General features: G+C 71.5%; 13 protein-coding genes and 1 tRNA gene. 4 read left to right on the top strand and 10 right to left on the bottom strand.

Going from position 1 to position 14,022, the window contains the following annotated elements; translation table 11 throughout:
• Window positions 1–75: 75 nt before the first annotated feature.
• From OG417_RS18860 to OG417_RS18870, 3 genes are all read right to left on the bottom strand, one after another.
• On the bottom strand, window positions 76–1,170 hold the full coding sequence (locus OG417_RS18860) for an alpha/beta hydrolase (RefSeq protein ID WP_329257471.1): 1,095 nt from the start codon (window positions 1,168–1,170) through the stop codon (window positions 76–78).
• 92 nt (window positions 1,171–1,262) lie between these two features.
• On the bottom strand, window positions 1,263–4,160 hold the full coding sequence (locus OG417_RS18865) for a helix-turn-helix transcriptional regulator (RefSeq protein WP_329257474.1): 2,898 nt from the start codon (window positions 4,158–4,160) through the stop codon (window positions 1,263–1,265).
• 170 nt (window positions 4,161–4,330) lie between these two features.
• The gene (locus tag OG417_RS18870) at window positions 4,331–4,774 is read right to left on the bottom strand and encodes an ATP-binding protein (protein ID WP_329257476.1); all 444 of its coding nucleotides are present in this window, start codon (window positions 4,772–4,774) and stop codon (window positions 4,331–4,333) included.
• 439 nt (window positions 4,775–5,213) lie between these two features.
• Here OG417_RS18870 and OG417_RS18875 point away from each other — a divergent pair.
• Window positions 5,214–5,287, top strand: a tRNA-Ile gene (locus OG417_RS18875).
• Between the two features lie 479 nt (window positions 5,288–5,766).
• On the opposite strand, the gene OG417_RS18880 is transcribed toward OG417_RS18875, so the two are convergent.
• On the bottom strand, window positions 5,767–6,015 hold the full coding sequence (locus tag OG417_RS18880; protein WP_329257478.1) for a hypothetical protein: 249 nt from the start codon (window positions 6,013–6,015) through the stop codon (window positions 5,767–5,769).
• A gap of 212 nt (window positions 6,016–6,227) precedes the next feature.
• Complete coding sequence (locus OG417_RS18885) at window positions 6,228–6,875, bottom strand: choice-of-anchor C family protein (RefSeq protein ID WP_329257480.1); 648 nt, start codon at window positions 6,873–6,875, stop codon at window positions 6,228–6,230.
• A gap of 517 nt (window positions 6,876–7,392) precedes the next feature.
• On the opposite strand from OG417_RS18885, the gene OG417_RS18890 reads away from it, so the two are divergent.
• Window positions 7,393–8,298: a helix-turn-helix domain-containing protein gene (locus OG417_RS18890; RefSeq protein WP_442875701.1), complete on the top strand. Its 906-nt coding sequence runs from the start codon at window positions 7,393–7,395 to the stop codon at window positions 8,296–8,298.
• Window positions 8,299–8,346: 48 nt separating this feature from the next.
• On the opposite strand, the gene OG417_RS18895 is transcribed toward OG417_RS18890, so the two are convergent.
• From OG417_RS18895 to OG417_RS18910, 4 genes are all read right to left on the bottom strand, one after another.
• A complete protein-coding gene (locus OG417_RS18895; RefSeq protein ID WP_329257482.1) occupies window positions 8,347–9,216 on the bottom strand; it encodes a helix-turn-helix domain-containing protein in 870 nt (289 codons plus the stop codon).
• A 174-nt stretch (window positions 9,217–9,390) separates the two neighbouring features.
• Window positions 9,391–10,353, bottom strand: coding sequence for a hypothetical protein (locus OG417_RS18900; RefSeq protein ID WP_329257484.1), 963 nt, complete (start codon window positions 10,351–10,353; stop codon window positions 9,391–9,393).
• Between the two features lie 167 nt (window positions 10,354–10,520).
• Complete coding sequence (locus OG417_RS18905; protein ID WP_329257487.1) at window positions 10,521–10,991, bottom strand: MarR family winged helix-turn-helix transcriptional regulator; 471 nt, start codon at window positions 10,989–10,991, stop codon at window positions 10,521–10,523.
• Window positions 10,984–11,112, bottom strand: coding sequence for a hypothetical protein (locus tag OG417_RS18910; protein ID WP_329257490.1), 129 nt, complete (start codon window positions 11,110–11,112; stop codon window positions 10,984–10,986). Before OG417_RS18910 ends, OG417_RS18905 begins: the two co-directional genes overlap by 8 nt.
• A 134-nt stretch (window positions 11,113–11,246) precedes the next feature.
• Here OG417_RS18910 and OG417_RS18915 point away from each other — a divergent pair, with 134 nt between their 5' ends.
• Window positions 11,247–11,744 carry a PH domain-containing protein gene (locus OG417_RS18915; protein ID WP_329257493.1) on the top strand — a complete coding sequence of 166 codons (498 nt, stop codon included), beginning with the start codon at window positions 11,247–11,249 and terminating at the stop codon, window positions 11,742–11,744.
• A complete protein-coding gene (locus OG417_RS18920; protein ID WP_329257496.1) occupies window positions 11,741–13,273 on the top strand; it encodes a PH domain-containing protein in 1,533 nt (510 codons plus the stop codon). Before OG417_RS18915 ends, OG417_RS18920 begins: the two co-directional genes overlap by 4 nt.
• Window positions 13,274–13,276: 3 nt before the next feature.
• Here the strand turns inward: OG417_RS18920 and OG417_RS18925 are convergent, their stop codons facing one another.
• Complete coding sequence (locus OG417_RS18925; protein WP_329257499.1) at window positions 13,277–13,714, bottom strand: glycine-rich domain-containing protein; 438 nt, start codon at window positions 13,712–13,714, stop codon at window positions 13,277–13,279.
• Window positions 13,715–14,022: the final 308 nt, after the last annotated feature.

Consider the following 14,022-nt stretch of genomic DNA (forward strand, 5'->3'; position numbering starts at 1 on the left):
TCGCCGGGGCGCCGTGGTCTTCGGCTCGCTCGCTCATCGGGGATCCGGGAAGGCCGCGTGCTCTGGTTCGCGTGTTCATGCGGCGCTCCGCTTCACGAAGTCGACGATCTTCGGGAAGACGTCCTGGTGGACGTGCTTTCCGGTGAAGGGGTCGAAGTGGCCGTATCCCGGGAGGATCGCCAGCTCGTGGCGGCCCGGCGCGAGCCGGTCGAGGGTCTCGTAGCAGGCGATGTTGGCCCCGGGGAAGACGTGGTTGCGGTCGCCGGTCAGGAACAGGGACGGCGTCGTGACCTCGCCCGCCCGTTCGAGGTAGTCGGTGGGCAGGCCGGCGTGGCGCGGGTCCGAAGGGTCGTAGCGTACGACGTGGCCGGCGGCGACCATCTTGCGCACGTGCCGGAAGTAGTGCACCCCGGAAGGGCCGAGGAGGTCGGCGATGCGCTCGTGGGTCACCGGGTCGAGGTTGTCGTGGACGTACATCGCGGGGCGTCCGCTGCCCCACATGAAGCTCTCCATGTGGCAGGCGCGCACGTCGCACTCGCGGTGGAACAGGGACACCGCCCGCGAGATCATCCAGCCGCGGGTGAGCGGCGGCGCGTCGCCGAAGCGCGGGTCGAGGAAGGAGGCGCCGACGAGGTATTCGAGCAGCGGCGGACCGGCCGTGAGCTTCACCCTCGACCAGGCCGGCACGCGCGGCGTCAGCGCGACGCTGTTGCTGACGAAGCTCGAGATGCCCTCGACCACCCCGCCGAACAGGCTCATCGAGAACGCCACCGAGCCGAGGCAGTGCGCGATGACGTGCACGCGGCGGTCGCCGACGTGCTCGCGCAACTCGCGTAGGGCGGCGGGGTGGTCCCAGTGGGCGATGTCGTCGAGGGTGTAGCGGTGGGTCTCGGTGTCGTACGGGAAGCGGTTGCTCATCCGGAAGTCGGAGGTCCACACGTCGGTGAAGCCGGCGTCGAGGAGGAAGCTCACGAGGTTGCGGTGCTCGGGCATGATGAACATGTCGCTGGACGAGGTGAGGCCGTGCAGGATCAGCACGACGTCATCGCAGTCGGCCCGACGGAACCGCCTGAGCTCGAGACCGAGGCCGTCCTCGGTCGTGAACGGATGCACGGACACCGTGGCGTCCTTGACGCCCTCCAGGGTGTATCGCGCGACGCGGCGATGCATGGTTGTGACCCTCCGTGTGCTCCCTGAGAACGATCGCGCCCCACGGGCCCGCGGGGCATCGTGGTAATCCCTGACTTTCTTCGACGTCGCGACTACGGGTTGCGGTTCAACACGTTGACGATGGCGACGCGGGAGGACACGCCGAGCTTGGCGAAGATGTGGGAGATGTGGGTCTCGACGGTCCGCGGGCTCACGAACAGCCGGGCGGCGATCTGCTGGTTGGTGTTGCCCTCGACGATGAGCATGGCCACTTCCATCTCACGCCGGGTCAGGCCGTACGGACCGGCGCCGCGGCCCTCCGAACGGGCGTTGACGCGAACGCCGAGACGGCGCTGCTCGCGGACGGTGCGGGCGTGCAGGGCGCGGGCCCCGCAGTCCTTGAAGATCGTGGCGGCCACGCCGAGGTGCTCGACCGCGTGCCCGCGCTGGCCCGCGGCGGCGTACGCGGTGCCGGCGCGCATGCTCGCCCGGCCCGCGTCGATGCGCAGCTCGGCCGCGGTGAACACCTCCGCCGCCTGCAGCGCGTGCTCGGCGGCGCCCATCGGGTTGGCCTCGGCCAGGGCGTGCGCGCGGGCCAGCCGGGCGGCGCCGATGGTGGTCTCGGCGTCGGCGCGTGCGCGCTGCTCGGCGCGGTCGGCCCAGCGTTCGGCCTCGCGGGAGCGTCCGCGCGACGTCGCGACGCGGGCGAGGGTCTCACAGCAGAAGATGAGCGTGCCCAGGTCGAGCCGGGGCGCCTTGAAGTCGTCGCACGCCTCGAGCAGGGCGGGTTCGCCGGCTTCCAGGTCGCCGTGGTTGACCAGCGCGATCGCACGCGCGTAGCGGGCCAGCGCACCCCACCACTCGCCACCGCCGCCGGTGTCGACCGCCTCCGCGCCGAGCCGCAGGGCCTCCTCGTGGTCGCCCGCCCAGCTGCGGGCCAGGCACTGCTGGGTGAGCGCGAACCCGAGCTGCTGGCCCGAGCCCAGCAGCCGGGCGGCCTCCGCGGCGTCTTCCGCGGCGGACGCGGCCTCCCGCAGGCGGCCCAGCATGACGTCGGAGCGGGCACGGCCGGCGAGCAGGTTGCTCATGATGAAGCTCTGGCCGGTGGCACGGGCGACCGCGATGGCGCGGTCGAAGTGACCGTGGGCGGCGACGTGCCGGCCGAGGAAGGTCTCGGTCCAGCACAGCCAGGCGATCGCGTCCGGCCATTCGGCGAGGTGCTCGTCGGAGGCGGTGGCCAGGAGCCGGTCGGCGGCCTCGACGTAGCGGACGGCGTCGGCCATCCGGCCCGCGGCGTACGCGGGCAGCGGGCGCAGCGCGGCGACGGCCAGCACGATGCCGGGATCCCAGTCGGGGGAGTGCTCCGGCATCAGGTCCAGTACGGCCTGGGCGGCGCGGAAGTCGCTGCGCATCAGGCTCTCGGCGATCAGACGGATGCGCAGCGGAAGCGCGGCGGCCGACTGCGGGCCGGGGATGCGGCGCAGCTCGTCCAGCAGCAGCGCGCGGGCCTCGTGCGGCCGGTCCAGCTGGCGTTCCATCAGCGCGCCGAACCGCGCCGCCTGCGCCCGCCGCGTGTAGTCGTCCGGCGGCAGCAGCCGCAGCACCTCGCGTGCGGTGTCGCGGCCCTCGACCAGGCGGCCGCTGACCGCCTGCAGCCGGGCCAGCTCCAGCAGCAGCTCGACGCGGTCGGTCGATTCCTCGGGCATGAGGGCCAGTGCCGCGCCGAGCCAGTGCGCCGCGGTGGCCGGCGCCTGGGCCACGACCGTACGGGCCGCCGCGACGAGCGTGCCGATGGCGTCGCGGTCACCGAACCGGCCTGAGCGCTCGACATGGTGGGCGCGCGCCGTGGCGGGCGCGCCGACCTCGGCCAGGTGCGCGGCGATCCGCGCGTGCGCGGCGAGCTGCCGGCCCGCGGCGGCCGAGCCGTACGCCGCGTGGCGCACGAGCGGATGGCGGAACCGGAACCGGCCGGGGGAGGCGGGCCGTACGACGTCGCGGGCGACCAGCTCGCTGATCGCCTCCAGCGTCGCCTTCTCGGGCAGCTCGGCGGCGACCGCGGCCAGCGCGGGCTCGAACTCGTCCGCCGCGACGGCGGCGGCCTGGGCCACCAGCAGGGCCTCGGCCGGCAGCCCGCTCAGCTCCAGCCGCAGGGCGGCGCGGATGCGCGGCGGGAGCTCGGCCGGCCCTCCGCCGCCCTCCACCGGCTCGCCGTCCATGCGGGACAGCGCCTCCAGGTAGAAGGGGTTGCCGCCGCTGGCCTCGTACAGGTCACGCCGCCGGGTGCGGTTCACCTTGGGGCCGAGGAACTCCTCCACCTCGGCCTCGTTGAGCGGGCCCACCGTGATGCGCGGCGCCGCCTCCATCAGGGCGGCCAGCCGGGCGGAGGCCTGCGCCGGGCGGTAGGCCACCGCGATGAGCACCCGGCCGCGCGGTGGATGGCGTACGACATGGTCGAGCAGCTCGACCGACGCGTCGTCGGCCCAGTGCAGGTCATCGAGGATCAGGACGAGACCCTTGTCCGGGACCAGCTCTTCCAGCAGCCGGCGTACGGCGCGGTAGACGCCGTAGCGGCCGAACAGGGTGTCGGACGTCTCCGGATCGCCGGGATCGGCCGGCGGGTTCGCCGACAGGGCGGGGAAAACGGCCGCGAGCAGCGACGCGGCCTTCTCACCGAGACGGCCGGGCAGTTCTTTCGCCAGAGTTTCCAGACGGTCGTCGAGCGCGTCCACGATGGCGCCGAACGGCATTTCCTGCTCGAACTCGGCGGCTCGCCCCCAGATGGGAAGCATTCCCCGTGCTTCGGCCATTTCGGCAAGCTCGGCGAGCAGACGCGTCTTTCCCGCCCCGGGTTCGCCGGCCAGGCCGATCAGCCGGGACGTGCCGTCACCGATGGCGTCGAGGAGCCGGGTGAATCGGTCGACGACGTCGCGGCGTCCGACCAGAGGAGGAGTCGCGTGGCTACCTGTCCTGGTCGGCGGCGGGTCGGCCGGTCCGCTGGCGCGCCCTCTCATAACGAATCCTCATGTGGCGGTGCTTCGCGGCTTACCGGAGTCCGAACGACCGTAAGCGGCGGATTACACCGCCAAGGATGTCACGTGTCGCGCCGAACCATTGCCTCTTCATGACCGACGTATGGTAACTCCGCAGAACGGCTTTACGACTGGCTGAAATCGGTCGCTCGTCAGTGGACCGACAGGGCGGCCCACACCGCCTTGCCCGTCCCCGGCAGCGGCGTCCATCCCCAAGCGCGGCTGAGCGCCTCGATCACGTGCAGGCCGCGGCCGTTCTCACAGACGTCGTCGGCCGGGCGCTGCTTGGGGTCGTCCTCGCTCGGGTCGGACACGATGACCACGACGAACGCGCCCTGGCGTACGAGGCTGAGCTTGATCGGCGCGTCTCCGGCCGCCGCGGCGTACGGGGGGACACCGTGCCGTACGGCGTTGGTGACGAGCTCGGAGATGATCACGGTGGCGTCGTCGACGAGATCGTCCAGCCCCCATCCCTGCAGGGTGGTGGTGGCGAACTCGCGCGCCTGGCGGGAGGAGGTGCTCGTCGGCCGCAGCGCGCAGACCGCTCCGTCGGCCCCGTCCGTGCCGGGCTCGAAGACCGTGAGGGGAGGCAGCACATGCGGTCTTCCGCGCGGTACCGCATGCGGACGCCTCATTGCGGGGCGGCCGTCCATGCCGGAACTGCACGCTGTGCTGTACACGGGCATCTGGCGGGCCTCCAGACGGACTCGGGGCGGGACCGAGTGGCTAGATCGGTTATCTTCCTCCGTCCGCGAGAGGGATGCAAGAACTAATGCACACCCAAATGCACGTGCATTTGCTCGCTCGTTTTGGTGGTGGGGTGGACTTGTGTGACTTGAATGCACTGGTGGTCGCGGTGATGGCGGACAAAACGGACAAGGTGATCGGCGGCGAATGTGACCGCCGTCACGCGATCTTCGTGCGGGATGCGTCCACGTCCGGCCGTTCGGCGTACCGTGGGCGGGGCCGGTGTGTCCGAGTTGCGCCGGGCATGACCCGCCGGGCAAGGTAGGGGGGCTTGATACACCTACGTTCGGGGCGGTAGCTCAGCCGGTCAGAGCAGAGGACTCATAATCCTTGGGTCGTGGGTTCGAGTCCCACCCGCCCCACGCGACTTGGGTGACGCTTGCCCTTGCGGGCCGTCTGGCGTCGCGTTCATTTCGCCCAGGGGGGCGACCCCCTGGAACCCCCGATGTGGGGGCTTCGCCCCCACGCCCCCATGCGGGGGCTTCGCCCCCCACACCCCGGGCCCCATGCGGCCTCCCCTCTGGGGGGCTCTGGGCCCGGTATATAGGTCAGCGGGGGCGCGGTGAAGACTCACGTGGCGCGGGTCTTCGCCAAGGTCGGCCTGTGGGGCCGCGCTCAGGCGGTCGTCCTCGCGTACGAATGTCATCCCGGGCGGCGGCATCGACACGCCCCAGGGTCAGAGGGTGTGGATCGACTGGCCGTCGAAGTAGCGGATCTTCCAGGCCCGAGGTGTAGGAGAAGTTCCAGCTGTACGTGCAATGCGGCATGCCTGCCACCACCAGTCGGCGCCGGGGTCGGAGTAGCTCACGAAATGCGGCTGCCGTATTAAGGGGACGAAGTCTCAGGTCGGTGTTGGTGCAGTTGTTGGGCGGTGGTGGGCGGCGTGGCGGTAGGCCGCTACGGATGGCCGGTCATCGTCTTCTCGGGTGGCGATGGCGATGTGGGTCGGGGGCAGGTCCGGCGGTACGAAGTCACGCCGGGAGGGCGGGCGGGGGGGTGTGGCGACCGTGGCCCAGATCGCGGTCGGGTTGCGGGTCCCGTCGGCGCTCAGGTTCAGCAGGTCGGCGGCCGGGCCTGCCCAGCTGATCATCTCGGGGGAGCCGACGACCGGTGGCCAGGCCGCGTCATCGATCTCGGCCAGGGTGAGGAGGTCGGCGTCGTCATAGGGCGAGAAGTACGACTCCCGCGATCCCCGGAACCTTCGAGTTCGCCCGGTCGCCCGGCTCGGGACACCCGCCGTGGGAAAGCGGTAGGCCCTTGTCCACCGGTGCGGTGGACAAGGGCCTGTGTGCCGGCGGTTCGTTACGGGCGGACGAGACGGCAGTCGGCCGGGTTGGACTGCACGACGCTCACCGCGTCGATGACCGGGCCGTAACCGCCGCCCGTCGTGCTGGCGAAGGTGAGCGTCGAGTTCGACGCGAAGGCGCGGAACCGGAACCGCTCCGCGACGTAGCCCATGTTGGTCCGCGACTTGCCCGCCGTGTTGAAGATGAAGTTCTTCTGGACGGTGGGGTGCGCGAGCGTGTGCTGGACCACCCGGGCGTAGCCGCGCTTGACCGTCGGGCCGCCGTCCGGGTTCCCGGCGAGTGCGAAGGTCACGGTGTAGCAGCCCCCGACGCGGGTCGCGAGGCGCTGCTCGACCGTTCCCGACTCGCTGCCCTCCAGGTCCAGCGACTGGCGGCCGTCGGCGGCCTGCCAGAAGTTGGCGCCCGTCAGGTCGACGTTCCCCTGGGTGACGCGCCACGGGCCGATCGTGCTTCCGGTGCCGTACCGGATGAAGGCGTTGGCCGGGATGGCCGGTGCCTCGAATCCACCGTTGACGAGGGCCGGCGCCGGAGCCGGCGCGGTGCGGGCCTGTGCGGCCGGCGCGGCGGCGGCGATGGACAGTGCGGCGGCGCAGACCGGCGGCAGGGCCCTGACCAGGCGGGAGACTTGCGGGCTACGAGGCATGATCCTTCTCCTTGATTGCGATCTGTTCTCGGGCGGGAGTTGAGTCCGAAAACAGCCCCTCAATCCCGCCGAGCACCTGCTGTAATTGAACAACAGCTCTCCGTGATCGACGGGAGCCACGCCGATCCCGGAGAAGACGAAATGGCAGTTCAGGTGTCACGCGCGGCGGGCTGATGGCAGGATGCGGGCATACGTGCGCGCGACAGGTGAACGCGCGTTGTGGCGCGTTCCAATGGCCGGATTCGGCCAGTGGTGGAAAATTTCGGACTGACCGGTCAACTGACTGCAAAGTGCCGAAATGCGGATCGCTTGCGGCTTCGCCATGTGTGTGAGGTGCGGCGCTCGGCTCGCGGGCCGTCGGCGCCGGAACGGCCGGCCCGTGGGCGCGTCGGCCGCACGGCGCCGTCCCTCGTTGAACGTTCTACATCCTGCTGACGCAGCGACGCTACCTTGGGGGTTGCATCGGTAACGGTGAGTGGGACACTAGGCCGATTCCAGTGTCCATAGGGGAAAGCACATGATCGGGTCCCAGCCCGGCGGCGATGCGGCCGTCACCAACATGTTCGGTCATCACCGTGGTGGTCCCACCGTGCTGCGGATCGTGCTGGGTTCCCAGCTGCGCCGGTTGCGCGACCAGCGGCAGATCACCTGCGAGGAGGCGGGGGAGGCGATCCGTGCCTCGCACTCGAAGATCAGCCGCATGGAGCTCGGCCGCGTACGGTTCCGGCGCCGCGACGTCGCCGACCTGCTCACGCTGTACGGGGTGACCGGCCCGGAAGAGCGCCAGGCGATGCTCGCGCTGGCCGACCAGGCGAACGAGCCCGGCTGGTGGCACAGCTACTCCGACATCCTCCCGGCCTGGTTCGAGGTCTACATCGGCCTGGAGGAGGCCGCGTCCCGCATCCGTGCGTACGAGGTGCAGTTCGTCCCCGGCCTGCTGCAGACCGAGGACTACGCGCGCGCCGTCACGCTGCTGGGCCACCCGGACGCGCCCGGCCACGAGGTGGAGCGCCGCGTCGGCCTGCGGATGCGGCGGCAGTCGCTGCTGGAGGCCGAAGAGCCCCCGCACCTGTGGGCGGTCGTCGACGAGGCCGTGCTGCGGCGCCCGCTCGGCGGCGCTCAGGTCATGCGCAAGCAGCTGCGGCACCTGCTGGAGATGACCGAGTCGCCGAACGTCACACTGCAGGTCGTCCCCTTCGAGCTGGGCGGGCACGCGGCGGCGGGAGGGCCGTTCAGCATCCTGCGGTTCGCCGAGCGCGACCTGCCCGACGTGGTCTACCTCGAACAGCTCACCAGCGCCCTCTACCTCGACAAGCGCGAGGACGTCGACCACTACCTGGCGGTCATGGAGCGGCTCTGCATCGACGCCGAGCCGGCCACCGCGATCCGCGACACGCTGAACCGCATCCTCAAGGAGACCTGAGTCACCCTGGGGCCGGGCTGATCGCGAAGGAGCGCGCGAGGATCCGGCTCAGATCTCTCGGATGATCTTGCTGATCAGGTCCATCGACTCCTGCGGCGACGCGCTCTGCACGCACAGGCGTTCCATCGTGGCGCCGTAGCTGTCCATGTCGTCGTCGCGTTCGAGGTACATCGCACCGGTGAGCTGCTCCACGTACGCGATGTCGTGCAGCTCGGGCTCGGGGAAGCGCAGGATGCTGAACGCCCCGGCCTCACCGGCGTGCCCACCGACGTGGAACGGCATGACCTGCACCGTGATGTGCTGGAGCCGCGCGGCGTCCAGGAGCGCCCGCAGCTGGGCGCGCGTCACCTCCGGGCCGCCGATCGGACGCCACAGGGCCGCCTCGTCGATGACGGCCCACAGGCGTGTGGGGTTCGAGGCGGTCAGGATGCGCTGGCGCCGCAGGCGCAGCTCGACCCTGCGGTCGACCTCCTCGGCCGACAACATCGACCGGCCCTGGGAGATGACGGCGCGAGCGTAGTCCTCGGTCTGCAGCAGACCGGGGACGAACTGCACCTCGTACGTGCGGATGACCTGCGCGGCCTCCTCCAGGTCGACGTACGGCCGGAACCAGGCGGGCATCGCGCCGCTGAAGGCCTGGAGCCACCCGGGCCGGTTCGCCTCCTGGGCCAGGGCCAGCAGGGCGTCGCGCTCTTCCTGACGGTCGATGCCGTACAGCTCCAGGAGCCGCTTGACGTCGTCCTCGTCGAGACCGGCACGGCCGGTCTCGACCCGGCTCAGCCTCGACTCGCCGACCCCGATGCAGTCGGCCGCCCGACGCCGGTCGAGTCCGCAGGACTCGCGCAGCCGGCGCAGCTGTGCGCCCACGATCCGGCGGCGGACGGTGGGACGGTTCGCCGACTGGGCCGCGACCGCCAAGACGCCACCTCCGATCACCACAACGCGGGCAGAGTCTGCCATTGATTACCACCGGTGAACAGCCCTGGCGGGAAAACCATTTCGCCATGGCTCCGCTGATTACCCCAGGAGGTGAGGACCCGGGCGAATCGCCCCGGCGAGATACGCCGCGTGTCCCGTCCGCGGACGGGGGGTTCAGAGTCCGTCGGTCTTCATCCGGTGCAGCAGCATGTCGGCGGCGGCGCGGTAGCGGGGGTCGGGCAGCAGGGCGTACTCCCGCTTGCACGCCTCGGCCAGCTTGATCGTGTGCTCGTCGCCGAAGTCGACGGCGTCGACGAGGAGGCGCTCGGTCGAGGGCGGCTCGTAGCCGGGGGCCGACGCCGGGGCGTCGCCGCCTTCGTTCGGGAAGGTGTCCCACATGGCCGCGGCGGCCTGGCGCAGCGTGTCGTACGCGGGCCGGTGGAGATCGGCCGGGAGCAGCGGGAGGAACAGCCGGAGGGCCGCCGGCGCGGTCACCGAGTGCACGAGCGGGACGGCGGGGCGTGGGGCATGCTCGGCGTACAGCCCGGCGGTGGTGACGGTCAGTGCGCTCAGCGACAGGCCGATGTCCTCACGCGCGGCCGGCAGGAGCCGCAGGCTCTTCTCCGAGGCCGCCGGGACCCGCGTGTGGCGCGCCGCCCAGTAGCCCAGCCCGTGCGCGAGCTCGCGCAGCTGCAGTGGACCGGGCTCGTCGGTGGCGGCGAGGCTGCGGACGGCGTGCGCGGTGCGGATGAAGCCGTGGGTGAGCATGCCGTACATGCCGGGCAGCAGGCGTGGCCACCACTCGAGCACGACCTCCGGCCACGGCCTGCGGGAGAGCCGGGCGTCGAACATGTCGACCCAGTCGAGCACGCGCCGGAAGTCGCCGAGCGCGGGCCGCCATTCGCCGGGGTCGTCGCCGGACAGGGGAGTGCCGCCCGCCGGCGGGTCGAGGTAGGCGCGAAGCCGTTTGTTCCGCTCGACCCAGGTGGCGACGAGGTCGCGGCAGCCGACGGTGGCCAGGGTTTCGGCGACCATCGGAGCGTGGTTGACGAAACCGGGCCCGAACTCGAATCCCACGCCCCGCAGCCGGTCGAGCGCGTCGTTCACGGCGTCGCCGTATGAGATCGTGCTGCTCATCCCGGGGGGCCTCCGCGAAAGCACGAGAGAAGGTTTTGATCGCCGTTATATCATATCTGTTAACTAACTATGACTTTCGTTGTCAACCGGCTACCTGATAAATCGCAAATAGGTAAATGCAGAGAATGTAAATCGCCAACCGACGTCGCGGGCCCGACGTGCCGTGCTCAGCGGCGGGTGGGCGCCTGGCGGCGCGACGGGCTCGCCGACTCGATGTTCTCGATCAGGCGGTCGAGATAACCCACGAACTCCTCGATCTCCCGCGGGGAGAAGCCCCTGAACACGACGTCGCGGCCCGCGCTCACGATGTCCGACAGCCGGGAGTACATCGCCTCCCCCGACTCGGTCAGCCGGACGACGGCCGCCCGGCGGTCCGCGTTCGTACGGCGCCGCTCGATCAGCCCCTCGGCCTCCATCCGGGCGAGGCGACGGGTCAGAGTGGGGCCCTCGACGTTCAGCATCCCGGCCAGCTCCCGCTGGATCACCGGGCCCCGGGCCTTCAGCGCGAACAGCGCCGTCCACACGGCGAAGCTCGACCCGGCGGCGGCCAGCCGCTGTTCGAGATGGCCTCGCGTGGCCTTGGCCGCGAAGCTGAGCCGGCGCCCCAGCGTGTGCCTGGCATCCGCCCCGTCACGCATCGTTCACTCCCGCGGGCTCGGACCCGGCGCAGGGCTGCTCATCCTGTTCCGGGTCATCCTGTTCCAGGTCGTCCAGGGCCTGGCCCGCCGCGGTGATGTCTCCGCAGGTGATCGCCATCATGCACGTCTTGTTCCCCGGAGAGAAGCGTGCCGTGATCTTCGGCGCGTTCGACGGCGACTCGTGACATTTGTAATGGTCTAATCAGGGACGTGCCGCTGTTCAGCGAGACGGCATGCTCTGTCAGGATCGACGACATGGAGTCATCGGAGGTGAGCCTCCGGCCACCACGGCACCGGGTGAGCCGGCGGGCCCTTGCCTACTGGGCGGTCCGCGCCGCGGCCGGCTGGCTGGTGCTGCTCGCCGCCGAGATCGTCTGGCTGGCCGAGGACACGGCGCGTCTCGGCGCGCACGTCGCCGGGCTCGTCCTGACGGCGGTCGTGGCCGCGGCGCACGTGACCGTCATGCCGCAGTGGCGTTACCGCGTGCACCGGTGGGAGTCGACCCCCGAGGCGGTCTACACCCAGTCCGGCTGGTTCAACCAGGAGCGGCGCATCGCGCCGGTCTCGCGCATCCAGACCGTCGACAGCGAGCGCGGACCGCTCGAGCAGCTCTTCAGGCTCGCCAACGTCACGGTGACCACGGCGTCGGCGGCCGGCCCGCTGAAGATCCACGGCCTTGACCGCGACACCGCGCAGCGGCTCGTCGACGAGCTCACCGAGGGCACCGGCGCCGACCGGAGCGACGCGACATGAGCGAGACGGACGGGTGGCGGCGGCTGTCCGGGCGGATGCTGGTGATCCACCCGATCCAGGAGCTGCTGCGCGCCTGGCCGGTGCTGGTCGGCCTGGTCTTCGCGGGCACCGCGGGCGGCCAGGGCTCGTGGTGGAGCCTGACCGGGACCATCGCCGTGGTCGCGGCGGGCATGCTGCGCTGGTTCACCACGACCTACCGGATCTCGGCCGAGCAGGTCCAGGTGCGCAGGGGCCTGTTCCGGCGGCAGCTGCTGACCGTCCCCCGCGACCGGATCCGTACGGTCGACGTCACGGCCAATCTCCTGCACCGCTCGCTCGGGCTGGCCAAGGTGGAGGTCGGCACCGGCCGTACGGACCGCAAGGACGAGGCGGTCAAGCTCGACGCGCTGCACGTCGCCGAGGCCACGCGCCTGCGCGCCGAACTCCTCCACCGCGCACCGGCGCGGCGCGAGACGGCGCGGGAGGACGCGACGCGAGAGGACACGGCGCGAGAGGAGACGGCGGCCCCGCACGAGGCGCTGCTGGCGAGCGTGCCCGCGGCGTGGGTACGGTACGGGCCGTTCACGCTGACCGGCCTGGTCACCGTCGGGGTGATCGCCGGTGTCTTCGGGCGTGCCGTGAACGAGGCGCACCTCGACCCCGGGCGGCTGGGGCCGGTGAGCGAGCTGCTGGACCGCTGGGAGAACGCCGGGCTGCCGGCCGAGATCGCGGTGCTGGTGGCCGTGCTCGTCGTCGCCGTCGCGGTCGCCTCGACGCTCGGCTACGTCCTGGCGTTCTACGGGTTCCGGCTCACGCGCAACGCCCTGGGCACGGTCCACGTCAGCCGCGGGCTCATCACCACCCGCTCGATCACGATCGAGGAGCGGCGGCTGCACGGCGTCGAGATCAGCGAGCCGCTGCTGCTCCGCGCCGTTCGCGGCGCCCGCTGCCTGGCCATCACCACCGGCCTGCGCGTCGGCCGCGGAGCCGAACGCGGCGGGTCGCTCCTGCTGCCTCCGGCGCCGCGCGCCGAGGCCGAACGCGTCGGGGCGCTCGTCCTCGGCCGTACCGCGCCGGTGACAGCGCCGCTCACCGCGCACGGACCCCGAGCGACGCGCCGCCGCCACACGCGTGCCGTCGGCCTGGCCGCGCTCGCCGTCGCGACCTGCCTCGTCCTGTCGTGGGCGGCCGGGCTGCCGGCGTGGGTCTGGCGTCTGTCGCTGGTGCTGCCGCCGGTCGCCGCGTTCCTCGCGTGGGACCGCGCGCGATCGCTGGGTCACGCCCTCATCGAGGCGACCCTGGTCAGCCGCCGGGGCTCGCTCGTACGGCGCCGGAGTGCGCTCGCGTGCGAGGGCATCATCGGCTGGAACCTGCGGCGGTCCTTCTTCCAGCGCCGGGCAGGCCTGGCGACGCTCGTCGCCACGACCGCGGCCGGCCGCCAGCGGATCGACGTGCAGGACGTCCCGCTCGGCGAGGCGCTCCGTCTCGCGGATGAGGCGCTGCCCGGCCTTCTCACCCCTTTCCTCGATGCGGACGGCCGAGACGTTTGACTTCTAGTGGCCGCCGGAGCAGCAGCGTTCGCAGTTGGCCGAGCAGGCGGCCCGATCCACGTCCCACAGCTCATCGTCCACCGGCACGCCGGACCGCCGCATGACCTCGGTGGTCGCGGCGTTCCGCGCGGCGGCGTCGACGCGCTCGCCGCGCGCGTCCTCGGGCGCGTGGTGGATGAAGTGCCCCGCGACGCGGTCGCAGAAGTCGGCGTACTCCCGCGTGTGCAGGATGAAGGCGTGCCAGCCGTGGTCGACCGCCTTCGACGGTGCGAGCGGAGTCTCCGGGTTGCGGGCGCAGGCGACGAGGAAGGCCAGGGCCTGCCGCATGATGCGCTCGGCGCGTTCCCGGTCGACCTTCGCGTCGCGCTCGACGCGCGCGGCGAGCCGGTCGAAAAGGGCGGCCGGGACCAGAGTCTCCAGGACGGTCGGCTGCGCGGTCATGAGCCCTCCTTCGTCGGAGAGAGTGACCACGGGGGCTGTGCTTTCGGTTCCCTCGCTTCGCTCGGTCACGACAGTCATATCTGCCCACTCCTTGGGTTTTGTCGGGTGCCTGGCCGTATGCGCACCCCGGCCGGCGCCTCCCGAAGCGGGATCGGCACCGCCGGCCCGGCGTGTCCGTGATCCGCCGCCGGCGACCAGTGATGTTCTCCCTGGCAGATACCCGCCCGTCGCACTCCTGACCCCCCAACGGGGCCGACACGCCCGAGCGCTCGTGTGGGATGGTCGCGCTCGCCTCCTCCCTCGCTACG

This window comes from Actinoallomurus sp. NBC_01490 (assembly GCF_036227085.1).
GTDB classification, from domain to species: domain Bacteria; phylum Actinomycetota; class Actinomycetes; order Streptosporangiales; family Streptosporangiaceae; genus Actinoallomurus; species Actinoallomurus oryzae.

Coding starts and splice junctions, on each gene's coding strand:
- OG417_RS18915 (WP_329257493.1), top strand. CDS start 11,247: ATGGAGTCATCGGAGGTGAGCCTCCGGCCACCACGGCACCGGGTGAGC.
- OG417_RS18865 (WP_329257474.1), bottom strand. CDS start 4,160: ATGAGAGGGCGCGCCAGCGGACCGGCCGACCCGCCGCCGACCAGGACA.
- OG417_RS18890 (WP_442875701.1), top strand. CDS start 7,393: ATGATCGGGTCCCAGCCCGGCGGCGATGCGGCCGTCACCAACATGTTC.
- OG417_RS18880 (WP_329257478.1), bottom strand. CDS start 6,015: ATGATCAGCTGGGCAGGCCCGGCCGCCGACCTGCTGAACCTGAGCGCC.
- OG417_RS18900 (WP_329257484.1), bottom strand. CDS start 10,353: ATGAGCAGCACGATCTCATACGGCGACGCCGTGAACGACGCGCTCGAC.
- OG417_RS18925 (WP_329257499.1), bottom strand. CDS start 13,714: ATGACCGCGCAGCCGACCGTCCTGGAGACTCTGGTCCCGGCCGCCCTT.
- OG417_RS18910 (WP_329257490.1), bottom strand. CDS start 11,112: ATGATGGCGATCACCTGCGGAGACATCACCGCGGCGGGCCAGGCCCTG.
- OG417_RS18920 (WP_329257496.1), top strand. CDS start 11,741: ATGAGCGAGACGGACGGGTGGCGGCGGCTGTCCGGGCGGATGCTGGTG.
- OG417_RS18905 (WP_329257487.1), bottom strand. CDS start 10,991: ATGCGTGACGGGGCGGATGCCAGGCACACGCTGGGGCGCCGGCTCAGC.
- OG417_RS18885 (WP_329257480.1), bottom strand. CDS start 6,875: ATGCCTCGTAGCCCGCAAGTCTCCCGCCTGGTCAGGGCCCTGCCGCCG.
- OG417_RS18860 (WP_329257471.1), bottom strand. CDS start 1,170: ATGCATCGCCGCGTCGCGCGATACACCCTGGAGGGCGTCAAGGACGCC.